Origin of the sequence: Gordonia jinghuaiqii (genome assembly GCF_014041935.1) — a bacterium.
Lineage (GTDB): Bacteria > Actinomycetota > Actinomycetes > Mycobacteriales > Mycobacteriaceae > Gordonia > Gordonia jinghuaiqii.
Genome location: NZ_CP059491.1, coordinates 4,637,394 through 4,661,277 on the forward strand (window position 1 = coordinate 4,637,394; position 23,884 = coordinate 4,661,277).

The following is a 23,884-nucleotide window of genomic DNA, read 5'->3' on the forward strand; positions in this document are numbered from 1 at the left end:
GGTGCCCATGGATACGACAGGGTGGGGTGGCCGGTCGGCGACGATGCCGAGCGGCGGTGTCGGTGTGGGTCAGACGGAGATCTGCGAGGACCGGGAGTCAGACGGTCGCGACCCCGCGCAGTCTCGCGGTCTCGTCGTGATCGATCGCGAGGTCGTCGGAAAGGACCTCGGTGGTGAAGGCGACACCGTAGACCTCGCGGGCGCGTTCGAAGCTGACGAAGCGGGCGAGAACGTCCTCCCGGACCAGTCCGGCCTCACGCTCCCGCGGATCGCCGTATCCACCCCCTCCGGACAGCCGGTGGCCCAGGCATTCTCCGGGCTCGAGCTGCACGTCGCCGATGGCGGGCACATCCTTCTCGACGCCGTCGACTGTGGTCATGAAGGGTTCCGAGGCGGCGGCGGCGGTTCCGCCACAGACACCACGGGGCGGGAAGACGACGCCGTCGGTGGCGTAGAACGCGCTCATCGGGGCATCCTTCGGCCCGAAACGCAGCACGGTTCCGGGTGCTCCACGGCGCTTGCCCGCACCCTCGGAGTCGGTTCGGATACGCAACTCCTCGATACGGATCGGATACTTCTGCTCGTCGATCTCGATGCTGTCGCGGAACATCAGGCCATTGGTGACGGAGTTGCCGTAGGTGATCCAGCCGTCGACGTCTACGTTGGCCGGGCCTCCCTGCGAGCCCAGGAACACCTGGTTGATGTACGGCTCCGGCGAGCCGTGCCGATTGTCCGTACCCGAGATCACCGAGAAGCCGGCGCCGACGCTGCAGGAGCCTTCGGCGAGACCCTGTCCGGGCCAGTTGTCGGCGAAGGTCTTCTGGGTCGTCATCACCAGCCGCTCACCGAGATTCGTGGTCGCGACCGAGGTGGAGTGCGGGAACGTCGGGATACCGACGATGCAACCCTCCCGCAGGAGCACCTCGATGCGGCGGAAACTCCCGCTGTTGCGGGGGATGTCGGGGTCGAGGCTGTTGAGCAGACCCGTCATCACGTTGTTGGTCGAACACGTCTCCGACTCGTTGAGACCGGCGTCGATGCAGTCGATGTTGTCGCGCAGGTCGAGCACGATCCGCCCCTCGCTCGGCTTGACCGAGATGGTCACCTTCACCGGGATACCCTCCGGCATCAGCGGTTCGAGCGGATCAGCCATCCCGTACCCCGTCACCGTGCCCTCGGTGAGCTTCCCGATCGCGTCGGCCATCGTCCGCTCGGAGTAGTCGAACCATTCCTCGATGAACGCCTTGATGGTGTTCCGGCCGTAGCGGTCGCACAGCTCCTTGAGGGCGGCTTCCCCGATACGCGCTGCACCGATCATCGCGAGATAATCGCCGTACCACTGGTCCGGAACCCGAATCCTTCTGCGGCACATTCGGATTATGTCGCCGACGTCCTTGCGGCCGCGTTGGATGCGCACTGCGGGAAAGATGAGAGCACCTTCCTCGTAGATGTCCTTGGCGTAGGGCATGTACGTCGTCGGCTTCGAGTTGCCGATGTCTGCCTGATGGGCCTTGGCGGCGGTGGTGAACAGATGCTCCCCGTCGACGAAGACCGGGACCAGGATGGTGTGGTCGGCGGCGTGGGTGTTGCCCAGGTACGGGTCGTTGTGGAGGTAGGCGTCGCCGTCGGTGATGTCGTCGTGCAGGTCGGTCATCGCCTGCCCGAGCCGCTCGGTGCCGATCACGTGGACCGGCAACCCCTCCGCGGTCGACAGCAGGCGGTTGTCGCCGGTGATGATGCTGCAGGAGAAGTCACGCGCCATGTTCAGGACGGCCGAACGGCCGGTGCGCAGCAGCGTGTTCTCCATCTCGCGGACGATGCCGTCGAGGCGGTTGGCGATGACGGCCATCTGGACCAGGTCGAGGTCGGACATCTCAGTTCTCCTTGTCGGCATCGAATGCGGTTCCCGCGGCAGTGCCGGCGGCCGTGTCGATCAGGTAGTTGCCGTTGCGGGTGACGGTGGCCTGCTGGCCGGGGTACACCACGAGCGTGGTCGTCGGCTCCTGGACGACGGCGGGTCCGGAGATGACCGCCTCCAGCGGGAGGGCCGGGCCGTCGTAAAAGGACGTTGCCACCCAACCGATGTCGCCGAAATAGGAACGCCCCGTGCGGATGGGCGTCGGCACGGTGGAGCGTCCGGCGTCATCGGCGCGCAAGGTCGGCTTGGGCAGGCGCGCGGTGGCGCGGGCACTCCAGGACAGCAGTTCGAGGTACTGACCGGGCTCGCGGACCCCGAAGATTCGTTCGTGTACCTCGTGGAAGGCCTCTTCGAGCATCTTGCCGTCGCCCGGACCGAGATCGCCGTAGGGCAGCGCGACGGTCAATTCCCACGCCTGCTGTTTGTACCGGGCCTCGACGAAGTATTCGATGGACGAGTCGGCGGCGAGATCGCCCATCCCGGTGAGGAATTCCTCGGCCTGAGCACGGACTTCGGCCAGCCGCGCGTTCACCGGCACCGGATCGAAGTCGGCGGTGGTGCTGTAGGCCACCGAGGTGAACTCGGAGATGACGTCGGAGAACAGGGCGCCGCATGCACTCATCGCGCCAGCTGTTTTGGGCAGCAACACATGTCGCGTGCCGAGCTCGCCAGCGATGCGGCCGATGTTCATACCCGACCCGCCGCCCCCGGCGACGATGGTGACCTCACGGGGGTCGACTCCGCGGGCGATGGTCGTCTCCCGGATGGCGGTCACGATGTTGTCCGCCGCGATCGTCAGAGCGGCATGTGCGGCCTGCTCGGTGGTCATGCCGATGCGCTCGCCGAGCTGCCGGTAGGTCTCTCGCGCGGCGTCGAGATCGAGCGCGAGAGTGCCGTCCATGAAGTTGGTGGAGTCGAGGTAGCCGAGCACGAAGGCCGCGTCGGTGACCGTCGGCTCGGTGCCGCCGAGCCCGTAACAGACCGGGCCGGGCGCCGATCCGGCACTGCGCGGGCCGACGCGGAGCAGGCCGCCCGAATCCAGCCACGCGATCGACCCGCCGCCGGAGCCGATGCTGCGGACGTCGACCGCACGTGTACCCGTGATGTTGCCGATCCACCTGCCGCCGAGCCAGGTCTCGTTGGTGTGCTGGATGTGTCCGGCGCGCACGAGTCCCACGTCGAAGGTGGTGCCACCGGTGTCGGCGACGAGCAGGTCATGCGCCGCCGAACCACCGGGGAGATCGAGATCGGCGTCATGGACGGCGGAGACGGGGGCCATCGACGGTCCCGATCCGATCGAGTAGATCGGGCGTCCGGCGATGTCCTCGGGACTCCAGGAGCCGCCGTAGGAGGTGGAGATGAACAGGTTGCCGGCGAAACCGGCTCCGTTCAGATCGCCCTCGAGGTCCGCGAAGAACTGCTGCATCAGCGGTTTGAGCGATGCGTCCAGAACTGTCGCCGACGCCCGGCGATACTCGCGGACAACGGGGTTGAGCTGATGCGACAGAGTGAACGGGGTCCCCGGCGCGTGCTCTGCGATGAGTTCGCCGACGCGGATCTCGTGAGTCGGGTTGGCCACCGACCACAGCAGGCAGACGCCGATCGCCTCGGCGCCCTGTGCCAGCGCCCCGTCGATGGCGGTCTTCACCGAGTCCTCGTCGAGCGGGCGGAAGGCAGTCGCCTCGGCATCCATCCGCTCATCGATCTCGAAGGTCAGGTGACGCGGTACGTAAGGCTTGCCATACGGCAACGGGCGGAAGGGGTCCGGCTTGCCGCCTTCCCTGAGGAGAAGGATGTCGGGGAAGCCCGCCGTGGTGAAGAAGGCGGTTCGCGCCGCAGTTCCCTCGACGACGGCGTTGGTGGAGCGGGTGGTGCCGTAGTTGAACCTGGTCGTCATCCCCAGGAGCGCGTCGACGGTGAGGTCGAGCTTCGGGGCGATCACACCGAGGGCGTTCTCGATGGCCAGGAAGGCCCGTTCCTTGGTCGTCAGCGCCTTGGCCAGCCAGATGTGCCCAGCGGAGTCGGCCACGACGACGTCGGTGAACGTTCCACCGGTGTCCACGGAGATGGTGTACATGGATGCCTTCCTCGATCTGCGTCCGGCTCGCGGTCGCGGGGAGTCTGCCGCGTGCGCCGGAATCTTTCGCGTCGCCACAGTCTGCTCGGCGGAGCACGGCGTGGTCATTGGCCTCCGGCCGAAAATGTCGCATTCACTTTGGACATCAAACAAACGGTGTTCCGGCGCGGTAAACGCGGCTTTCGACCCGACCACGCCGCTGGCCACCCCTTTCTCCTCGAAAATTTGTCTGGCCTGCAGTCCGGGAACGGAGCAGGAATCCGAAACGTGATCCCCTCCATAGCCCGCCCGGGCTATGTGACACGGCACCGAAACCGGTGTGTAATCCAGACGAAACGTTGCTCGTGCCGACCTGACGTCGGCGCACCCGCGCCACATACCTCAACCGTGAGCCGACACGAGCGCCCGCGGCCCGGCGAACACCGTCTCCCGGATGTGGTTGCGCACCAGTGTCCAAGCAGGGCAGTCACATCGGGCCGCAACCCCTCGGGCGTCGAGCCCTTCGACGCGACACAGCGCAATCGCACGACGCAGATGGAAGCGCTGGGTCACGACGACCACCGCATCTGCGTCAACGGTCTCGCGGGCCCGCCGGCAACTCCGGGCCGTGTCGAAGCCTGCCGGGTCGTCGACGATGACCGCCGACGGCACCCCGCGCGCCTCGAGGTATGTCCGCATCACCGCGGGCTCATTTCCCGCCTCGGGCAATCCGTTGCCGGAGTTGATGATTCGTTCCACCTTCCCGGTCCGGTACAGCTCGATCGCGGTGTCGAGGCGTCCCCGAACGTAGTCGCCCGGCGACCCGTCGTCGTAGACGAGGGATCCGAGAACAAGGAGGGTGGACCGTGGGGGCAGGGTCGCCGCGTCGTCGATGCGTCCCGTCGAGGAGACGTACATCCACGTCGCCGCCACGGTGATCCACAACTCGACGACGACCAGCAGGATCGGCACGACGAGTCGGGCGGCTGGTCTCACCCGTACAACCTAGGTGCCTGCACCGGACTCTCCAAGCAGTGCCATTGGGCCCAGTGTTCGTCAATCGCGACCCCGGCGACGGAACGCTCCCTGATACTGAACGGGCCTGGCGTTCCAGTGCGTCACACCGTTGTGAAAGTGAGTCTTCGATGCCGTACATGCCGGTCACCTCGTCGATGTTCCTGCTCGCCGAGACCCGCGAGCAGCCCATGCACGTCGGCGGACTCCAGTTGTTCGTCCCCCGCGAGGGCCAGAGCGCCAGCGAACTCGCCGAGGAGATGATCGAGTCCTTTGCCGCGTGCACCGAGATCCATCCGCTCTTCCGGAAACGGCCGGCCTCGCCGGTCACCCTGCTCGGCAACGTCGCCTGGTCCTACGACGACGAGATCGACTTCGACTACCACGTCCGACGCGCGGTCCTGCCCCGCCCCGGCCGCGTTCGTGAACTGCTGCGGTACATCTCGCTCAACCACGGCACCTTGCTCGACCGGTACCGACCGATGTGGGAGGTCCACATCATCGAGGGCCTCGACGACGGCCGGGTCGCCATCTACAACAAGATCCACCACTCGATCGTCGACGGCGTGTCCGCGTTGCGGCTGCTCCAGCGGATGATGTCCAACGATCCCGACGACCGGTCGGGAACCGCCCCATGGGATCCCGCACTCGTCGGCGAGAAGCGGCCACGCAAGGCGCCGAGTATTCGGACGCGGATCTCCGGGCTCGCCGACACCGCGGTCCAGGTCGCCGGGCTCGGACCGGCCGCAGCCAAGGTCGCGGTCGCCGGATTCAGAGAAGGCGGGCTGGTGCCGCCACTGTCGCGCGCGCCACGGACCATTCTCGACGTCGCGATCGGCAGTGCACGACGCTTCGCCTCGCAGCAGTGGGAACTGAGTCGTCTCCGCGCGGTTGCCGATGCGCTGGACATCACCATCAACGACATCGTCGTCGCCATGTGTTCGGGAGCCCTGCGGTCCTATCTCATCGATCGCGACGCCCTGCCCGACACACCGCTGATCGCCGCGGTACCGGTGTCGATGCACACCGACGGCGATCACGACGGCAACGCGGTCACCGCGATCATGGTCAACCTGGCGACCGACGAACCGGACCCCGAGCGTCGTCTCGCCAAGATGGTGGAGTCGGTACGCGGCAGCAAGTCGGTCATCCGGGGACTGCGGCCGCTGCAGGCCCTCGCGCTCGGTGCGGCGAACTTCGCTCCCCTGGCATTCGCCACCGTCCCGGGATTCGTGCAGTACGTTCGGCCCCAGTTCAACATCATCATCAGCAATGTCCCCGGACCTTCGGAGCACCTGTACTGGAACGGCGCCCGTCTCGACGGCGTCTATCCGGTGTCGATCCCGATGGAAGGGTTGGCGCTGAACATCACGGTGACGACCACCGTCGACCACATCAATTTCGGGTTGATCGGTGCCCGTGCCCAGGTCCCGAGCCTGCAGCGGCTTCTGACCCACCTCGACACCGCACTCGAGGAGTTGGAGAAGCTCGCCTCCATACCGGAACGCTGACGCCCCCGAGCGTTTGGTCACACCCTGACCCGCCGGTAAGTTACTCGCGAGTACCATTCTTCGTGATGCATACCAGCAACAATTAGGTGAGCCTTGTCAGCGCGCCGTCGGCGCGAAGAATTACGGTTACCTGTAGTACACCGCGCCGTAGGACCAGCCTTGCGCATTTCTGCGCGACCGCGGCGGCGGGACGACCTAGACGAAAGGCCGGTACGCGCCCGTGACAGCCACGACGATTGCCATCGGCACCACAGCAGCGGTGATCAGCCTCTTCTGCTGGTACTTGTTCCTCGGTGGCGTGGTGCGGATCTACCGCACCATCAAACTCGGACACAAAGTCGACAGTTCCCGGTTCTGGCCGATCGGCCCGCGCCTGCTGACGATGCTCAAGGAATTCCTCGTCCACACCAGGATGGTGAAGTTCCGCTCCGTCGGCTGGGCCCACTGGCTGGTGATGATCGGATTCCTCGGCGGTTCCCTGCTGTGGTTCGAGGCCTACGGCCAGTCCATCAACCCGAAGTTCCACTGGCCCGTCTTCGGCGACACCTTCGCCTGGCACCTGTGGGATGAACTGCTGGGCATCGGCACCGTGGTCGGCATCCTGGTGCTGATCGCCATCCGCCAGATGAACCACCCGCGCGTCCCCGAGCGGATGTCCCGGTTCTCCGGGTCACGCTTCGGTCCGGCCTACTTCGTCGAGGTCGTGGTTCTGCTCGAGGGCCTGGGCATGATCCTGGTGAAGGCGTCGAAGATCGCGACCTACGGTCACGCGAACGCCTACTCCGACTTCTTCACGATGCAGGTCGCCAAGATCCTGCCCGCGTCGCCGACACTGGTGTCGATCTTCGCGGTCATCAAGCTGATGAGCGGCATGGTCTGGCTGGCCATGGTCGGCATGAACATCAGCTGGGGCGTCGCCTGGCACCGCTTCTCGGCCTTCCTCAACATCTACCTCAAGCGCGAGCAGGACGGCGGCGTCGCCCTCGGCGCGCTCAAACCGATGATGAGCCAGGGCAAGGTCCTCGACATGGAGACCGCCGACCCCGACGTCGACGCCTTCGGTGCAGGCAAGATCGAGGACTTCTCCTGGAAGGGCTGGCTCGACTTCACCACGTGTACCGAGTGCGGCCGCTGCCAGTCGCAGTGCCCCGCCTGGAACACCGGCAAGCCGCTGAGCCCCAAGCTGCTCATCATGTCGCTGCGCGACCACGGCAACGCCAAGGCGCCCTACCTGCTGGCCGGCGGCCGCAAGGACATGGGCGGCGACGAGGTCGGACTGGTCGACGCCGACGGAAACGTCCTGGAGGACAAGCTCAACGCGATCCCCGAGGCAGCTCGTGCCGAGGCCGCACGCAAGCTCGTCGGTGAGTCCAAGGGCGATCTCGGTGGCGGCCTGCCGATCGAGGCCGTCGACGGGGAGTTCGATCCCGAAGCCCTCGGCGCCGTCATCGACACCGAGACCCTGTGGAGCTGCACCACCTGTGGCGCCTGCGTCGAGCAGTGCCCGGTCGACATCGAACACGTCGACCACATCCTCGACATGCGTCGCTACCAAGTGCTGATCGAGTCGGACTTCCCGACCGAGCTGGCCGGCATGTTCAAGAACCTCGAGAACAAGGGCAACCCGTGGGGCCAGAACGCCTCCGCGCGCACCGCCTGGATCGACGAGATGGACATCGACATCCCGGTGTTCGGCAAGGACGTCGAGTCGTTCGAGGGCTTCGAGTACCTCTTCTGGGTCGGCTGCGCCGGCGCCTACGAGGACCGCGCCAAGAAGACCACCAAGGCCGTCGCCGAGCTCCTCGACATGGCCGCGGTGAACTTCATGGTCCTCGGCGAGGGCGAGACCTGTACCGGCGACTCGGCACGACGCGCCGGCAACGAGTTCCTCTTCCAGATGCTCGCGCAGCAGAACATCGAGATGCTGGGCGAAGTGTTCTCCACCGCACCCGAGCAGCGCAAGAAGGTCGTCGTGACCTGTGCGCACTGCTTCAATGCACTCGGCAACGAGTACCCGCAGCTCGGCGCCAAGTACGAGGTCGTCCACCACACGCAGCTGCTCAACCGGCTGGTCCGCGAGAAGCGGCTCGTCCCGGTCGCGCCGCTCGGCGAGGGCGTCACCTACCACGACCCCTGCTACCTGGGCCGGCACAACAAGGTCTACGACGCCCCGCGTGAACTGATGGGCGCCGCGGGTTCGACGCTCACCGAGATGCCGCGTCACGGCGAACGATCCATGTGCTGTGGCGCCGGCGGCGCGCGCATGTGGATGGAAGAGCAGATCGGCAAGCGGATCAACATCGACCGGGTCGACGAGGCCCTGGACACGCTCGGCGATCTCACCTCCGGCGATCAGGTCAAGAAGGTCGCGACCGGTTGCCCGTTCTGTCGCGTCATGCTCACCGACGGCGTCACCGCACGCACCAGCGGCACCGAGGCCGAGGGCAAGGTCGAGGTCGTCGACGTCGCGCAGCTGCTGCTCGACTCGGTCAGGCGCGGCAAGACCGAGGTCAAGCTCGGCGGCCGCTTCCTCGGACCGCGTCCGACCGCCCCCGAGCCGGAACCCGAGCCCGAGAAGGTGCCCGCGGCAGCAGCCGCATCGGCATCGGCCACCACCGAGGCGGCTCCGAAGCCGAAGGTCGGCCTGGGCATGAAGGGCGGCAAGAAGCCCGGTGCGACGGCGAAGACCGCAGCCCCGGAGGCCGCACCCGCCGAGGCTCCCGCAGACAAGAAGCCGGCGGCCAAGGGCTTCGGCATGAAGGGTGGCAAGAAGCCGGGCGCCGCAGCAGGTTCCGCGGCTCCGGCGACCGAAGCACCGGCCGAGACCACGTCGGAGGCGCCTGCCGAGAAGAAGCCCGCCGCCTCGAAGGGCTTCGGCATGAAGGGTGGCGCCAAGCGTCCGGGTGCGGCGAGCAAACCTGCCGCAACCTCGGCCGCACCGGCACCGGCCGAGGCCGAGTCGTCGGAGGCCGTCAGGGACGAGGTCGCCGAGGCCGCTGCCGAGAAGAAGCCCGCCGCCAAGGGCTTCGGTATGGGCAAGGCCAAGCGCCCGGGTCAGAAGGCCGCTCCCGCCACCAACGCCGCCGCGCCCGAGGCAGGGGTCACCGCCCCGGCCGAGAGCAAGCTCGACGAGGCCGAGTCGGCACCGGACGCGGCGCCGACCGTGGACACCGAAAGCGCGCCCGCAGCGGCGCCTGCAGCTGCGACCACGGAAGAAAAGCCGGCAAAGGCCAAGGGCTTCGGCATGGCCGCGGGCAAGAAGCGTCCGGGCGGGATCGGCAAGGCCGCTCCCACACCGGCAGCAGCCGCACCCGCGGCGGAGACCGCTTCCGAGGCGCAGCCCGCTCCGGAGACGGAGACCGCTGAGGCACCTGCTGCCGAGGCACCCGCGACCGAGGCGCCGGCAACTGCCGCACCGCAGGGCGGTTCGGCCGCTGTGCTGACCGAGGAGAAGCCGGCAAAGGCCAAGGGATTCGGCATGGCCGCAGGCAAGAAGCGTCCCGGCGGGATCGGCAAGGCCGCTCCGGCGGCCGCTGCCGCACCGGTCGAGACGCCGACGCCGGAAGCCGAGTCCGAGCCGGCCCCGGAACCGGAGGAGGCAGAGGCCTCAGCGGCACCCGAGGCAGCTGCTGCCGACGCTCCCGCTGCCGACGTCGCCGAGCCGGAGACGGCTGAGGCCGCAGCGCCGTCGAGCAACGGGTCGGGCGACGCCCGGACCATCGCCGAAGCCGGTGCGAGCAAGGCGAAGGGCTTCGGTATCGCGGCAGGCAAGAAGCGCCCCGGCCACAAGTAGTCACGAGCAGTACACGCAGGACGGGTCCTGACCGATGGGTCGGGGCCCGTCCTGCTTCTTGTCGCGAAGCCGGCCGGAAGGCACTGGTGGAAACACATTTGCGCTCGGCTGCGACAATGTACCCGTGAGTAGGCCCCATGTTTCGCACCTCAACCAGAACCTCAAACCGCTCGAGCAGTCTCTCAAGCTGCAGAACGTGTGCTACGAAATCCGCGGTCCCGTACACGCGCACGCACAGCGGCTCGAGGCAGAGGGCCACCGGATCCTCAAGCTGAACATCGGCAACCCGGCACTGTTCGGTTTCGAGGCGCCCGACGTGATCATGCGCGACATGATCCACGCGCTGCCCTACGCGCAGGGTTATTCCGAATCGGCGGGTGTGCTCTCCGCGCGCCGCGCCGTCGTCACGCGTTACGAGCTGATCCCCGACTTCCCGTACTTCGACGTGGACGACGTCATCCTGGGCAACGGTGTCTCCGAGCTCATCACGATGACCATGCAGGCGCTGCTCAACGACGGCGACGAGGTGCTCATCCCCGCGCCCGACTACCCGCTGTGGACCGCGATGACCTCGCTGTCGGGGGGCCAGCCCGTCCACTACCGCTGCGACGAGGACAACGGGTGGAACCCCGACGTCGCCGACATCGCGTCGAAGATCACCGACCGCACCAAGGCGATCGTGATCATCAACCCGAACAACCCGACGGGTGCGGTCTATTCACGCGAGGTTCTCGAGCAGCTCGTCGAGCTGGCGCGTCAGCATTCGCTGCTGATCCTCGCCGACGAGATCTACGACAAGATCATCTACGACGACGCCGAACACGTGAACGTCGCGTCACTGGCCCCCGACCTGCTGTGCCTCACCTTCAACGGCCTGTCGAAGGCCTACCGGGTCTGCGGCTACCGGGCGGGCTGGGTGGTGCTGACCGGACCCAAGGACCACGCGAAGGGTTTCATCGAGGGCATGGGCATCCTGGCGTCGACGCGCCTGTGTTCCAACGTGCCCGGCCAGCACGCCATCCAGGTGGCGCTCGGCGGGTACCAGTCGATCGACGCGCTGGTCTCCCCCGGCGGCCGGCTCTACGAGCAGCGCAACGTCACCTGGGAGAAGCTCAACGAGATCCCCGGCGTCAGCTGCGTCAAACCCAAGGGTGCGCTGTACGCCTTCCCGCGCCTCGACCCCGAGGTCCACGAGATCCACAACGACGAGCTGTTCGTCCAGGACCTGCTGTTGCAGGAGAAGATCCTCGTGGTGCAGGGCACCGGCTTCAACCTCGACGACCACAACCATTTCCGCATCGTCACCCTGCCGTGGTCGCGCGATCTGGCCGAGGCGGTGGAGCGGATCGGCAACTTCCTGTCGTCGTATCGGCAGTGAGCACGCGGCAGTGAGCACGCGGCAGTGAGCATGCGGGATCGGATGTGACCGATCCCGGTCAGTGGCAGAGGCCCGGTCTTCGGACCGGGCCTCTGCCATTTTCTGCTGACTTCTCTCCGAGCCCTGGACATTTGTGTAACCGTTGGTAACGTGTACCTCCACCGGTCCCACCAGCGGCGGCGCGGCAGCGTGCCACCGACGCGGACCGACGCGCTACCCGGGGACCGGCCGCGAGGCCACTCACAGCAAGGTGACACACATGTCCGAACAGGCAGTTCGTCAGCGATCCGACCGGCAACCGGACTGGCGTCGGGGGAACGTGATCAACGACGGCGTTCGCTTGGCCACATTCGAGCTGGGCGATTCGTCGAATCCGACGGTGCTGCTCGTGCACGGCTGGCCCGACACACACCACCTGTGGACGCACGTCGCCCCGCGGCTCGCCGAGAAGTACCACGTGGTGGCCTACGACTGCCGCGGTTTCGGCGAGAGCGATCGGCCGCGGCGGACCGGCGCATACCGACTCGACGAGCTGGCCGACGACCTGTTCGCCGTCGCCGAAGCGGTGTCCCCGGACCGCGCGGTCCACGTCGTCGGCCATGACTGGGGCTCGATCCACACGTGGGAGGCCGTGAGCCGTCCCCGAGCGCAGACCCGGATCGCGTCCTTCGTCTCGGTCTCGGGCCCCAATCTGGACCATCTCGGCCAGCTTCTCCGGGAACAGATCGCCTCGCCGACGCCACGCCACCTCCGAAACATTGCCGCGCAATCCCTCTCGTCGTCCTACACCGGGCTCTTCCAGTTGCCGCTGATACCGAACGTCGCCCTGCGGGCACTGGGCAACCCCCGGGCGTGGAAGCAGTTCCTGCGCACCGTGGAGGGCACCCCGCCGGAGAACGTCGTCGTGGCCGATTCGCTACGCCGGGACATGATCACCGGACTCGCCCTGTACCGCGCCAACATCCGGCAGAAGTTGCTGCGCCCGAATCCGCGGATCACGAATGTGCCCGTGCTGCAGGTCGTCAACGAGCGCGACGTCGCACTCCGTCCGGCGATCTATGAGAACACCCCCACGTATGCGGCGAAGCTGTGGCGCCGCGACACCCCCACCGGTCACTGGCTGCCGTACACCCACCCGGACTACCTGACCGATCTGGTCCTGGACTTCCTTGCCGTGCAGACGAACAGCGGCGCACCGGCGCCGACCATCGATCGCTCCCGGCTGTTCAGCGACCCGAAGCCGCTGGCCGGGAAACTCGTCGTGATCACGGGCGCGGGAAGCGGTATCGGGCGCGAGACCGCCCTCGCGCTGGCCGCACGCGGGTGCGAGCTCGTCCTCGCCGACCTCGACGCGGAAACCGCCGACGAGACCGCACGGGAATGCAAGATCGCCGGCGCGACCGCGCATGCCCACCGCCTCGACGTCTCCGACACCGCGGGCTTCACCGAGTTCGCCGACAAGGTCCGCACGACCCACGGCGTCCCCGACATCGTGGTGAACAACGCCGGGATCGGTCTTGCCGGTGGAGCTCTCGCGGCGACCGATGAGCAGGTGGACCGGCTGCTCGACGTCAATCTGCGTGGCGTCATCACCGGCAGTCGCGCATTCGGCAGGCAGATGGTGGAACGCGGGGTCGGCGGCCACATCGTCAACATCTCCTCGGCGGCGGCATTCACCCCGTCACGAAGCCTGGGACTGTATTCCGCGTCCAAGGCAGGCGTGCTGCTGTTCTCCGAGTCGCTGCGGGCCGAGCTGGCCGAACACCACATCGGCGTCAGCGTTATCTGTCCGGGACTCGTCGACACCAACATCGTCTCCTCGACCCCGATCGCCGGGCTCGACGCCGATGACGAACGGGCCCGACGTGAGCGGCTCGACCGGTTCTATCAGCGCCGCGGCTTCACCCCGGACCGGGTGGCGAGTGAGATCGTTTCGGCCATCGAAGGCAACAAGGCAGTGGTGCCGGTGACCATCGAGGCGAAGGTGGGATATCGCATCTACCGGTTCGCGCCCTGGCTCTCGCGTATCGGCGCGCGCCAGAAGGTCACCGGGTGAACGTCATGACGTCCACCGATCCCACCCGTGCGCGGCCCGCCGCAGACGATCCGGCCGACCCGGGGCCCGTCGAACTCCACGCCCGGAACGTGGAATTCGACTGGGACGACGTTCCGCTGCACTGGATTCCCGGTCACCCGGTGGCGTCGAACTTCATCAGCGTGCTCAATCTGTTGCTGCCCGAGGGTGAGCGCTGGTTCGTGCAGACCTACAACGAGGCGCTGCCGCTCGTCGCCGATGACGAACTCGCCTCCCGCATGCGCGGATTCATCGGACAGGAGGCAATGCATGCCGAGGCTCACGACCGCGTGCTGTGGGAGTTCCTGGACCATCACGGCATCGACCCGCGCCCCTATCAGCTCCAGATGGAGTGGATCTTCCGCAAGGTGCTCGGCCCGCTCGACGGCGGATCGCGGGAGGCTCGACACAAGCACCTCATCGAACGCCTGTGGCTGATCGCGGCGCTGGAACATTACACCGCGATCCTCGGCGACTTCGCCTTGAACAACTCCTGGACACGGCTCGGTGCGCATCCGACCATGGCCGACCTCTTCATGTGGCACGGCGCCGAGGAGGTGGAACATCGCGCGGTGGCACATGACGTCGCCGCATACTTCGGCGACGGTTACCTTCGGCGGGGCCGGGCGATGTTCGCGGTGCTGCCGATGCTGCTCATCCTGGTACAGCGCGGATACCGTTTCATCATGAGTCAGGACGCATCGTTGTCCTACAACTACTTTCAGAAGTCCTGGCACTACCACCGCGGCGTACGCGCGGGGGTCCTACCCAGGATGCGGACGATCATCTTCTCCACGTTCAGTTACTTCCGGCCGGGTTTCCGGCCCGAACACATCGGCAGTACCGCGCAGGCCGTCGCCTACCTGGCGAGCTCGCCGGCCGCCCGCAATGCCGCGTGAAGGCCTGACATGAACCAACGCGCACACCCGCATTCGACGGCGCTGACCCAGCCGCCGCCGCACCTGTATGGTCGGTGGCGACGCGATCCCCTGATCACGCTGGGCACCATGGTGTTCCGGGCGTGGTGGCCGGTCTGGCGACCACTCTCTCCGCTGCACGACGGACCGGTGAACGACGGGATCACACAGGTGCGCATCGTCGGCCGCGAGTGCGTCGCGCGGGACTCCAACGTCATCGCACTGACCTTGGAGTCCCCCGACGGGGGCCCCTTGCCGCCGTGGCACGCCGGTGCTCATCTCGACGTGCTGTTGCCGTCTGGGCGCATGCGCGAGTACTCACTGTGCGGCGATCCCACCGACCGGGAGCGTTACCGCATCGCGGTACGGCGAGTACCCGATGGCGGAGGCGGATCGGTCGAGGTCCACGACGTCCTCCGCGTCGGCGACATCATCTCCATCAAGGGGCCGCGCAACGCATTTCCGCTCGCGGTTCCGGGGCACGGGTCACCGGCGCGCCGCGTCCGCTTCGTCGCCGCGGGTATCGGGATCACGCCGATCCTGCCCATGCTCGCGACAGCCGAACGGTTCGGATTGGACTGGTCGATGATCTACACCGGCCGTAGCGCCGACTCGATCCCGTTCCTCGACGAGGTAGCCCGGTTCGGTGAGCGCATCACCATCCGCACCGACGACGATCACGGGCTGCCGACCATGACCGAACTGCTCGGCCCCGTCGACGACACGCACGCCGACCTCGCCGTGTACTGCTGTGGGCCGGTGCCGATGCTGGAAGGTCTGCGACGGCATCTCGCCGGGCGCGCCGACATCGAGCTGCACTATGAGCGCTTCAGCCCGCCGCCGGTGGAGAACGGCACCGAGTTCACGGTCACCCTGGCCTCGACCGGCGTACAGATCCCGGTGGCAGCCGACGAGTCCGCGCTCGCCGCGATACGCCGGGTGCTGCCGTCCGTCCCGTACTCGTGTCAGCAGGGTTTCTGCGGCACCTGCAAGGTCGCGACATTGTCGGGCGACATCGATCACCGCGACAACATCCTGACCGAGCCCGAGCGCGAGGCCGGGACCATCCTCACCTGCGTGTCACGCAGTGCCGGTGGGAATCTCACCCTCGACCTCTGAGGCCCCTGCTCCCTGAGGGGCGTTCGGAGTTTGCGGAGGATGCGTCACAAGGGGCCCCTGCCCTTCCACCGAGCTCGGCACCGCGTGGCGGCCCGCGACGGTACCGCGCAACAGGAACGACGCCGCGACACCGGCTACCGCGGTGATCGCCACCGCAGCCCACACGGCGTCGTGGAGCCCGTCCATGAAGACCTGCTGCACGGCTGCCCGTACCGGATCGCCGAGCGCAGCCGGTGACTGCGCGGCCACCTCGACTCCGGCCATCACCGATTGTTCCGCGGCGGCGACCGCCTCGCGAGGTAATCCGCTGCCGGACAGTCGATCCCCGACTCCGGCCACGTAGGTGGAGGTGAGGATGGACCCGAGGACGGCCACACCGAGTGTGCCGCCGAGCTCGCGGGTGGTGTCGTTGACCGCGCTGCCCGCGCCGGCCTGCTCGGGTCGCAGCGCATTCATGATGAGCTGGGTGCAGGGCCCGGAGATGAAGGCCAGACCTGCTGCCATGAGTGCCATCGACCAGACGATGAGTTCCCAGTACCCCGAAGTGCGCGACGCGGTTTCGACGAGGGCGAACCCGCCCGACATCAGGAATGCTCCGATCACGGCCACCGGTCGCGGACCGAAACGATGCGACAGCGCCATCGCGACCGGGGAGAACACGGCCATCACCACCGCGAACGGTAGCGTTCTCACGCCGGCTGCGAGAGGTCCGTAACCCTTCACCGCCTGGAAGAACTGGGTGATCAGGAAGATGAAGCCGAACAGCGCGAAGAAGGCGACGCTGATCATCCCGGCCGCGGTTGCGAAGTGACGGTTGGTGAACAATCTGACGTCCAGGATGGGATTGGTGATGCGCAGCTGCATCATCACGAACGCGGTCAGGATGGACAGTGCCACAACCACACCCGCGATGGTTCGCGGTTCACCCCAGCCGACGTGGGGCGCCTCGATGAGCGAGTAGGTGAGCAATCCCAGCCCGACGACCGACAGCACGACGCCCACGATGTCGAATCTCGGCACCGCCAGCGGCCGTGTGCCGGGCACCACCGCCAGGATCAACGTCAGTGCCACCACGCCGAACGGTACGTTCACCCAGAAGACCGACGTCCACGAGAAGTGTTCCAGCAGCCAACCGCCGAGCACGGGGCCGATGGCCACCGCGATACCGGAGATCGCGGCCCAGATCCCGACGGCCATTGCGCGTTCCCTGGCCTCGACGAAGATCGTCGTGATGATGGCGAGAGTGGCCGGGAACACCAGCGCCGCAAAGAGTCCCAGTGCCCCTCGGCTCGCGATGAGCTGACCGATGTTCTGCGACGACGCCGCGAGCACCGACACCACCATGAATCCGACGACGCCGGTGAGCAACATCCGGCGATGACCGAAACGGTCGCCGAGATAACCGCCGGTCAACAGCAATCCGGCAAAGACGAGGGTGTAGGCGTCGACGATCCATTGCAGGCTCGAGATCCCGGCGTCGAGATCGCGGGCCAGCGTCGGCAACGCGACGTTGACGATCGTGTTGTCGATCATGACCAGTAGTTCGGCGAAGCTGAGAGCGCCGAGCGCCCACCAGCGAGAGTGTGTGCGTAAAGCGTGCATCGGCGGTCTCCAGTTCTCGGATAGGTCTGCCCCGTGCTCTTGCAGAACGCCGTACCACCGCTATAGCACGTCGTTCTATTCAAGAAGAACACCGTTCTAGTATGTTGTCAATATGTCCCCCGCCAAACCGCGTACCCGCACCTCCGCCGCCGAAGTCCGCTCCGCACTCCTCACGGCCGGTCGCACGATTCTCGAACGCGACGGCGAGTCCGGGTTGACGGTGCGCGCTGTCGCTGCGGAGGCGAAGGTCGCACCGATGGGCGTCTACAACCATTTCGACGGCCGGGACGGGCTACTGGACGCACTGGTCACGGACGCTTTCGTCGAGTTCGGCCGAGCGGTGGCAGCCACCGACGACGACCCCGTCGCACGACTACGGAACTCCGGCCGGGCCTACCGCGAGTTCGCGATGTCCAACCCGGTCATCTACGGGCTGATGTTCTCCGCACACTGCACCCCCGAGCCCGAGGCGGCGATCAACGCGTTCGCGGTGCTCGTCGACGTCATCCGGTACGGCCAGGTGGCAGGGGTCATCATGGCCGGAGACCCTTCCGACCTCGCGGTGCAGGCATGGTCGGCCGTCCACGGCGCCGTCAGCCTGGAACTCGCCGGTACCCACCCACCACAGGTCGATGCGCCGCAGAGCTACGAGAAAGTCCTCGACTTCGTGGCCCGGGGGTTCGCCCCGCCACCCCGGGCGTAAAGGGCAGGCGTTCCACCGGCCACCGGTTGGGTGCGCTAGGGCAGCACGATCGGCGGAAGTCCGGGAATGGGATTCGGAATCGTCACGCCCCGTTGCGGGCGCGGAGCTCGCTGACGTGGCTGCTGCCGCGGCGTGCGCGCCTCCGGCGTCGACGTCTCCGGCGGCGGCGGTGGCGGTGGCGGCGTGTACCGGCGCGCGGGCTGGCGCGCCTCGGCAAGGATCGCCGGGTCCGCATACTCCGGACCGGTGGAAGCTGTGGTGGTCTCGGCAGGAGGTGCGGCGACGGGCGCCGGAGACTCATCGTTGCCCACCGCCAGCGCGGTGGCCACGCCGACGATCGCAAGCGCGCACATCAACGCAAGACCCACGAGAATCCGCTTGGCGCCGGACCTACGACGCGGACCGTGCGGAGTGATCGCATGTGGCCCCGGAAACAGCCCGGACATCGGTGCCGGACCTGACTGTGTATATGCCTCGTGAAGAGCAGGATTCGAGGCGACGGTGGCGTCGAGACTTCCGGCGTCGAGACTTCCGGCGCCGAGACTGCCGGAGTCCAGACCCCCGGGGCTCGTGCCGCTCAGATTTGTGCCGATGGTGTTCGGCGTGGGCGAAAGAGAGTGTGCCTCGGGTCGGTGTGCAGCCACCGGCGCGACGCGGATCGGCATGTCGGCCGCCGGGAGATACGACGCCAGCGCACCGAAAGCCGTTGCGGGCGAGGGCGGAACGTTCGATGCGACCGGGACCGCGGGTTCCCCGGCGCGGATCAGGTCCGTCACCTCAGCGGCAATCGGCGGAAGATCCTGCGTGAGAACAGACCCTGGCTCTACGACAGCCTCGGGAACCGGTACCGCGACAGGCCGTTCTTCTCTCACTGCTCCCGGCTCAGCCGGCGCTGCGTCGGTTGATGTGTGATCTGCTGGCGCTGTGTCGATTTCGGCTGTGTCGATTTCGGCTGTGTCGATCAGGGCCGCGTCGACTGGTGCTGGGTCGACTGGTGCTGGGTCGACCGGCGACGCGGCGACAGGCCCGGCGTCGATGACAGGTACCTGGACGGCTCGTGCGACGGCGTCGCGCAGGCCCGGCCACACGCTCACACGGTCGGCGATCACCACCGCGGGGGCCTGCGTTCCGGCGACGGCGGCGCGGGCCAGTTCTTCGGCGCGCGCGGTGAGCGATCCGCCGGCCTCGGCGACATCGCGTCGGGCCATACGGAAGAGGCGGATGTGGCGTCGACCCATCAAGAATGTGCCGTCGGAGTCCTTGAGCCGCCCACGGCCGCGGGAGATGAGGTCGAAGAGCTCATCGCGCCATTCGGGGGTGGTCGGCGACCCGACGCGGGCGATGCCGATGAGGTGGTCGGCGATATCCCGATCGAGTGCGGTGAGCGTGAGGGCCGGGTCGGTATAGGTGTCAGCGATCGCGCCGCGGCCCGGGTCCAGTCGGGACACCGCGACGCCGGTCTGCGGGTCGAGATCAAGGAAGACCACTTGTGGACACTCGGCGATCCCGCGCTGCAGCAGCTTGTGCCGCACGGCCTCGAGCGCGGCGCGGTCGAGCACGGCGGGGTCGAGCACGGCGGCATCGACCGCGGCCTCTGCATTCGCGGAGGTCGGTGTCACCGCCGAATCGGCTACCGTGTCGGTCATCTGATTGAATTCCTGCACTTCGCGTGCACCCCGCCCCAATGCCCCCACCGGCGAGAAGGTGCCACCTGATCAGTCGCGAAACTCAACCTAGCACGAATCAGCGCACCACCGTCGTCGATGCAAAACCGTTCACCTTCTTGGACGAATCCCCTCGTGAGACCGCCCGAACGGGCACCGGACCGCCCAGCGCCCGGTAATCCCAGCCGGCGTCGCGCCACATGTGGGGGTCGAGACAGCGCCGGCCGTCGACGATCCGCTTGCCGCGAACCACCTCGTCGAGTTCATCCGGAGCCATGTGGACGAACTCCGCCCACTCGGTGGCGATGACCACCACATCGGCGCGGTCGCAGGCCTCCCGGGCTGACGTGGCGTATCCGAGGCTGGGCTGCACTCGACGCGAGTTGTCCATGGCCTTGGGGTCGAACACGGTGACCGACGCGCCTTCGAGTGCCAGTCGACTCGCGACGGTGAGCGCGGGCGAGTCCCGGACGTCGTCGCTCTCGGGTTTGAATGCGGCGCCGAGTACCGCGATGTTGCGCCCGAGGACGTCCCCGCCGAGTGCCTCGTAGACGAGTTCCACGGCGGCGGACCGTCGGCGCATGTTGATGGCGTCGACCTCGCGGAGGAATCCGACAGCGCGTGGCGCGCCCATGTCGTCGGCACGAGCTGTGAGTGCGCGAATGTCCTTGGGCAGGCATCCGCCACCGAAGCCGAGCCCGGCGTTGAGAAATCGACGGCCGATGCGCGGGTCGTAGCCGATGGCGTCGGCGAGGGTGTTGATGTCGCCGCCGGCGATCTCGCACAGCTCGCTGATCGCGTTGATGAACGAGATCTTGGTCGCCAGAAACGCGTTGGCCGAGACCTTGACGAGCTCGGCTGTCGCCCAATCGGTCTCGATCAGCGGCACGCCGGTCTCGAGGATCTCGCGGTAGATCTCGCGAACGGTCTCGCCGGCCGACGATTCTTCCTGCGGGTCCTGCGAACCGTCGTCGAGCAGTCCGGTACCGAGGACGAGGCGGTCGGGTTCGAGCGTGTCCTCGACGGCGAAGCCCTCTCGCAGGAACTCCGGGCTCCAGGACAGTTCGACGTCGGCGCCGGGCTGGGCGAGCACCGAGATACGTTGCGCGAGTTCGGCACAGGTTCCGACGGGAACGGTGGATTTGCCGATGATCAGGTGCCGTCCGCGCAGGGTGGGGACGAGCGCGTCGACGGCGGCGTAGACGTGTGACAGGTCGGCGCGGTGCCCGCGCACTTCTTGCGGGGTTCCGACGCCGAGGAAGTGGACCGAGGCGTGGTCGGCTGCGGCCGGCTGGTCGGTGGTGAATCGAAGACGCCCGGCGTCGATGTTGCGGCGGAGGATGTCGGCGAGCCCGGGCTCGAAGAACGGCACCTCACCGGCCTGGAGGCGTTCGACCTTGTGTGCGTCGACGTCGATGCCGACGACGTCGTGCCCGAGCTCGGCCATGCAGGCCGCGTGGGTGGCACCGAGGTAGCCGCATCCGATCACCGTGAGCTTCATGATGCAACGCTCACCCGCGGTTGCGGCCGGCAACCGTATGCACTGTTGCGTACGGTGATCGGTCGGGTGAACTCCGGGAGGAGCGCCTTTTAGTCTTTGACGAAGTTCAGGTACGCCTTCGACGGGGTGGGCCCGCGTTGTCCCTGGTATTTCGATCCGACCGCCGCGCTGCCGTAGGGCTGCTCGGCGGGGCTGCTGAGCCGGATGAGGCACAGCTGCCCGATCTTCATACCCGGCCACAGGGTGATCGGGAGATTGGCCACGTTGGAGAGTTCCAGGGTGATGTGGCCGGAGAAGCCGGGATCGATGAAGCCCGCGGTGGAGTGGGTGAGCAGCCCGAGCCGGCCGAGGGAGGACTTGCCTTCGAGGCGTCCGGCCAGGTCGTCGGGTAGGGAGCAGACCTCCAGGGTGGACCCGAGCACGAATTCTCCCGGGTGCAGCACAAACGGCTCACCGTCGGCCGGTTCGACCAGCGAGGTGAGTTCGTCTTGTCGTTGGGCCGGGTCGATGTGGGTGTATCGGGTGTTGTTGAACACCCGGAACATTCTGTCGAGCCGGACGTCGACGCTGGAGGGTTGGACGAGGGCGGGATCGAACGGATCGATGGCGAGGCGCCCGTCCGCGATCTCGGCGCGGATGTCGCGGTCGGATAGCAGCACGTGTCGAGGTTATCGAATGGTCAGGGCGGGTCTGCGCCCGTGTCGCCCGACGGGGGCGTCCCGGCACGGTGCGCGCCCGCCGACCTGCGTCGGTGGACGTCGGTGCGCATCCTGTCGAGGACCTCGTCGGTGCGATGCGCGTGATTGACGCGCGGGGTCGACGACGGATGCGACTTCGGTGGGTGCCAGACCGCACGACCTGCGTCGACGCCGTGGGTCTCGATGGAGGTGGCCCACTGATCGTCGCCTCGACCGACCGCGCGGTTGTGGGTTCCGCAGGCGGTGGCGAGGTTGTCGATGTCGGTGGGTCCGAGGTCGGCGAACCATTCTTCGTCGTGGTGGATTTCGCAGTCGAAGGACGGCCGCGTGCAGCCGGGGTGGGTGCAGCCGCCGTCGCGGGCGAATGCGGCGAGGCGTTGCGCGCGGGAGGCCAACCGCTGGTCGCGGCCGAGGTAGAGGACTTCGCTGGTGTGGTCGCGGAACACCGCGAGGTGCTGCTGCGATTCTGCGGCGAGCTCGACGGCGTCTTTGATCGGCAGCAGTGTGCCGGTCGCGGTGCGAGCAGGATCGCCGGCGCGATCGCGAAGCGACGACTCGGAGATCGTGATGATGAGGTGCGGCGGCAGCCCGTGGTGAGAGGCGCCGAGCGCTCCACCGTCGAGAATCGTGCGCAGCAGTGCCGCGAAGGCGTCGTGGTTGCGCTGCTCGTCGGACCTGTGGTCGCGGTCGGCGGCTGCGGCCAGTGCATTCGGGTCGGCTGTCGATGGATCGCCTGTCGGGGACGCGTCGTCGTCGGGGTTGTTCATGCCCTTGGCCGCCCACACCGCGAGTACGACGTCGAGCATGGCGCGCGTCTTGGGGTCGAGGGTGGCCGTCAGCTTCGACATCATCTGCGCGTCTTGGGGTCCGAGGCGCATCCCGCGGACGCGGGCGCGGTCCCGGTCGTCGGTGATGCTGCCGTCGGGGTCGAGGTGGGCGAGGATGCGTTCACCGAGCTGTCGAAGCGAGCGCGGGTCGTATTCGCGTGCGTAGTGCGCGAGTGCGGCCTCGGCGGCTTCTTTCTCGGTTGCGTCGACCGCGGCCGGGATCTTGTTCATCACGTCGATGATCACGTCTACGTGCGACGACGAGATGTCGCCGTCGGCAACGGCATTCGCGGTCTCCGGGAACTTCGGCTCGAGGCGGCTGCCCTGCATGTCGGCCCACTTGCCGAGAACTCTCACCTGCCTCAGGCGGCGTGTGGTCTCGCCACTCAGCCGCAGGACCGTGGTCATGAAATTGTTGATCGATTTGCAGCCGGCCTTGCGGAAGGCCCCACGCTCTTCGACGTCGACGATGTGACGCACGGACAACGAGAGCATCCGCCGCGTGGCGCGTTCGTGCTCGTAGGCAACCTTCAGCAGCTCGGCATCGGTGCATCGAGTCGACGCCGTCTGGCTGATCTCATCGATCAGCGCATGGAGACGGTCGTACTGCTCGACCAGCTCTGGTTGTGGTGCGAATGGCTCCTCGAAAGCCATGATCAATCCCCCATCATCATGGCTTTACTCGAAACTATGTTCGATGCTACGCGCGTTCCTGCCGGTGCGCAACCCCTATCGGACAGAGAATCCTCTTCTGCCGCAGCAGGATTGCACTGTTGCAGCTCCCGAGTCTAGTAGCTTCCCCCGACACAAACCGCGTCATCTCCCGACGCATGGGCCACAGCTGTGGACAGATTTGCTACGCTGTCGTTCGCGAGTCCAGCACTCGCACGCCGATGTAGTTCAATGGCAGAACATCAGCTTCCCAAGCTGAATACGCGGGTTCGATTCCCGTCATCGGCTCCACCATCACCGCGGATACGTCTCACGCGCGGCCTGGGCCGATGCGTGGCCGCCTTCGCCCGACCGCCGTCCCGCCCCCTGAACCCCGGATACAGGGACATCACGATCGGCCGCATCGCCCGGTGCCATCTGTCACAGTGAATGAAGAG

Annotated in this window: 15 protein-coding genes and 1 tRNA gene; 8 read left to right on the plus strand and 8 right to left on the minus strand. The window is 67.1% G+C overall.

Annotated features, from left to right (window positions below; translation table 11 throughout):
- Positions 1–97 precede the first annotated feature (97 nt).
- The 3 genes from H1R19_RS20665 to H1R19_RS20675 all read right to left on the minus strand — a co-directional run bounded on the left by H1R19_RS20665 (position 98) and on the right by H1R19_RS20675 (position 4,892).
- Positions 98–1,873 carry a hydantoinase B/oxoprolinase family protein gene (locus tag H1R19_RS20665; protein ID WP_219850036.1) on the minus strand — a complete coding sequence of 592 codons (1,776 nt, stop codon included), beginning with the start codon at positions 1,871–1,873 and terminating at the stop codon, positions 98–100.
- Position 1,874: 1 nt separating this feature from the next.
- Positions 1,875–3,995 carry a hydantoinase/oxoprolinase family protein gene (locus tag H1R19_RS20670; RefSeq protein ID WP_188328179.1) on the minus strand — a complete coding sequence of 707 codons (2,121 nt, stop codon included), beginning with the start codon at positions 3,993–3,995 and terminating at the stop codon, positions 1,875–1,877.
- A 381-nt stretch (positions 3,996–4,376) separates the two neighbouring features.
- Positions 4,377–4,892 (minus strand): SanA/YdcF family protein, encoded by a 516-nt coding sequence (locus H1R19_RS20675; RefSeq protein ID WP_219851815.1) that lies wholly within the window; start codon positions 4,890–4,892, stop codon positions 4,377–4,379.
- A gap of 227 nt (positions 4,893–5,119) precedes the next feature.
- Here H1R19_RS20675 and H1R19_RS20680 point away from each other — a divergent pair, with 227 nt between their 5' ends.
- The 6 genes from H1R19_RS20680 (at position 5,120) to H1R19_RS20705 (ending at position 15,780) form a co-directional block, all read left to right on the plus strand.
- Entirely contained in the window at positions 5,120–6,499 is a 1,380-nt protein-coding gene (locus H1R19_RS20680) for a WS/DGAT/MGAT family O-acyltransferase (RefSeq protein WP_188328181.1), read from the plus strand.
- 220 nt (positions 6,500–6,719) lie between these two features.
- Positions 6,720–10,292: a (Fe-S)-binding protein gene (locus tag H1R19_RS20685; protein ID WP_219850037.1), complete on the plus strand. Its 3,573-nt coding sequence runs from the start codon at positions 6,720–6,722 to the stop codon at positions 10,290–10,292.
- A gap of 124 nt (positions 10,293–10,416) precedes the next feature.
- On the plus strand, positions 10,417–11,670 hold the full coding sequence (locus H1R19_RS20690) for a pyridoxal phosphate-dependent aminotransferase (RefSeq protein ID WP_188328183.1): 1,254 nt from the start codon (positions 10,417–10,419) through the stop codon (positions 11,668–11,670).
- Positions 11,671–11,929: 259 nt separating this feature from the next.
- Positions 11,930–13,726, plus strand: coding sequence for an SDR family oxidoreductase (locus tag H1R19_RS20695; protein ID WP_219850038.1), 1,797 nt, complete (start codon positions 11,930–11,932; stop codon positions 13,724–13,726).
- Between the two features lie 5 nt (positions 13,727–13,731).
- A complete protein-coding gene (locus H1R19_RS20700; RefSeq protein WP_219850039.1) occupies positions 13,732–14,643 on the plus strand; it encodes a metal-dependent hydrolase in 912 nt (303 codons plus the stop codon).
- 9 nt (positions 14,644–14,652) lie between these two features.
- Positions 14,653–15,780: a PDR/VanB family oxidoreductase gene (locus tag H1R19_RS20705; RefSeq protein WP_188328186.1), complete on the plus strand. Its 1,128-nt coding sequence runs from the start codon at positions 14,653–14,655 to the stop codon at positions 15,778–15,780.
- On the opposite strand, the gene H1R19_RS20710 is transcribed toward H1R19_RS20705, so the two are convergent.
- A complete protein-coding gene (locus H1R19_RS20710; protein ID WP_219850040.1) occupies positions 15,742–17,382 on the minus strand; it encodes a DHA2 family efflux MFS transporter permease subunit in 1,641 nt (546 codons plus the stop codon). The genes H1R19_RS20705 and H1R19_RS20710 overlap by 39 nt on opposite strands.
- Before the next feature lie 112 nt (positions 17,383–17,494).
- Here H1R19_RS20710 and H1R19_RS20715 point away from each other — a divergent pair, with 112 nt between their 5' ends.
- The gene (locus tag H1R19_RS20715) at positions 17,495–18,085 is read left to right on the plus strand and encodes a TetR/AcrR family transcriptional regulator (RefSeq protein ID WP_188328188.1); all 591 of its coding nucleotides are present in this window, start codon (positions 17,495–17,497) and stop codon (positions 18,083–18,085) included.
- Between the two features lie 35 nt (positions 18,086–18,120).
- On the opposite strand, the gene H1R19_RS20720 is transcribed toward H1R19_RS20715, so the two are convergent.
- The 4 genes from H1R19_RS20720 to H1R19_RS20735 all read right to left on the minus strand — a co-directional run bounded on the left by H1R19_RS20720 (position 18,121) and on the right by H1R19_RS20735 (position 23,429).
- Complete coding sequence (locus H1R19_RS20720) at positions 18,121–19,731, minus strand: hypothetical protein (RefSeq protein WP_219850041.1); 1,611 nt, start codon at positions 19,729–19,731, stop codon at positions 18,121–18,123.
- Between the two features lie 97 nt (positions 19,732–19,828).
- Positions 19,829–21,250, minus strand: coding sequence for a UDP-glucose dehydrogenase family protein (locus tag H1R19_RS20725; RefSeq protein ID WP_219850042.1), 1,422 nt, complete (start codon positions 21,248–21,250; stop codon positions 19,829–19,831).
- Positions 21,251–21,339: 89 nt separating this feature from the next.
- Positions 21,340–21,909: a dCTP deaminase gene (gene dcd, locus H1R19_RS20730; protein WP_188328191.1), complete on the minus strand. Its 570-nt coding sequence runs from the start codon at positions 21,907–21,909 to the stop codon at positions 21,340–21,342.
- 20 nt (positions 21,910–21,929) lie between these two features.
- Positions 21,930–23,429 carry an HNH endonuclease signature motif containing protein gene (locus tag H1R19_RS20735; protein WP_219850043.1) on the minus strand — a complete coding sequence of 500 codons (1,500 nt, stop codon included), beginning with the start codon at positions 23,427–23,429 and terminating at the stop codon, positions 21,930–21,932.
- Positions 23,430–23,664: 235 nt separating this feature from the next.
- Between H1R19_RS20735 and H1R19_RS20740 the strand changes: the two genes are divergently transcribed.
- A tRNA-Gly gene (locus tag H1R19_RS20740) sits at positions 23,665–23,738 on the plus strand.
- Positions 23,739–23,884 lie beyond the last annotated feature (146 nt).

Bases quoted from the DNA above. Each gene is read 5' to 3' on its own strand.
- H1R19_RS20665 (WP_219850036.1), bottom strand. From the start codon at position 1,873: ATGTCCGACCTCGACCTGGTCCAGATGGCCGTCATCGCCAACCGCCTC.
- H1R19_RS20700 (WP_219850039.1), top strand. From the start codon at position 13,732: ATGACGTCCACCGATCCCACCCGTGCGCGGCCCGCCGCAGACGATCCG.
- H1R19_RS20715 (WP_188328188.1), top strand. From the start codon at position 17,495: ATGTCCCCCGCCAAACCGCGTACCCGCACCTCCGCCGCCGAAGTCCGC.
- H1R19_RS20680 (WP_188328181.1), top strand. From the start codon at position 5,120: ATGCCGTACATGCCGGTCACCTCGTCGATGTTCCTGCTCGCCGAGACC.
- H1R19_RS20670 (WP_188328179.1), bottom strand. From the start codon at position 3,995: ATGTACACCATCTCCGTGGACACCGGTGGAACGTTCACCGACGTCGTC.
- H1R19_RS20705 (WP_188328186.1), top strand. From the start codon at position 14,653: ATGAACCAACGCGCACACCCGCATTCGACGGCGCTGACCCAGCCGCCG.
- H1R19_RS20735 (WP_219850043.1), bottom strand. From the start codon at position 23,429: ATGGCTTTCGAGGAGCCATTCGCACCACAACCAGAGCTGGTCGAGCAG.
- H1R19_RS20720 (WP_219850041.1), bottom strand. From the start codon at position 19,731: ATGACCGACACGGTAGCCGATTCGGCGGTGACACCGACCTCCGCGAAT.
- H1R19_RS20695 (WP_219850038.1), top strand. From the start codon at position 11,930: ATGTCCGAACAGGCAGTTCGTCAGCGATCCGACCGGCAACCGGACTGG.
- H1R19_RS20675 (WP_219851815.1), bottom strand. From the start codon at position 4,892: ATGTACGTCTCCTCGACGGGACGCATCGACGACGCGGCGACCCTGCCC.
- H1R19_RS20710 (WP_219850040.1), bottom strand. From the start codon at position 17,382: ATGCACGCTTTACGCACACACTCTCGCTGGTGGGCGCTCGGCGCTCTC.
- H1R19_RS20725 (WP_219850042.1), bottom strand. From the start codon at position 21,250: ATGAAGCTCACGGTGATCGGATGCGGCTACCTCGGTGCCACCCACGCG.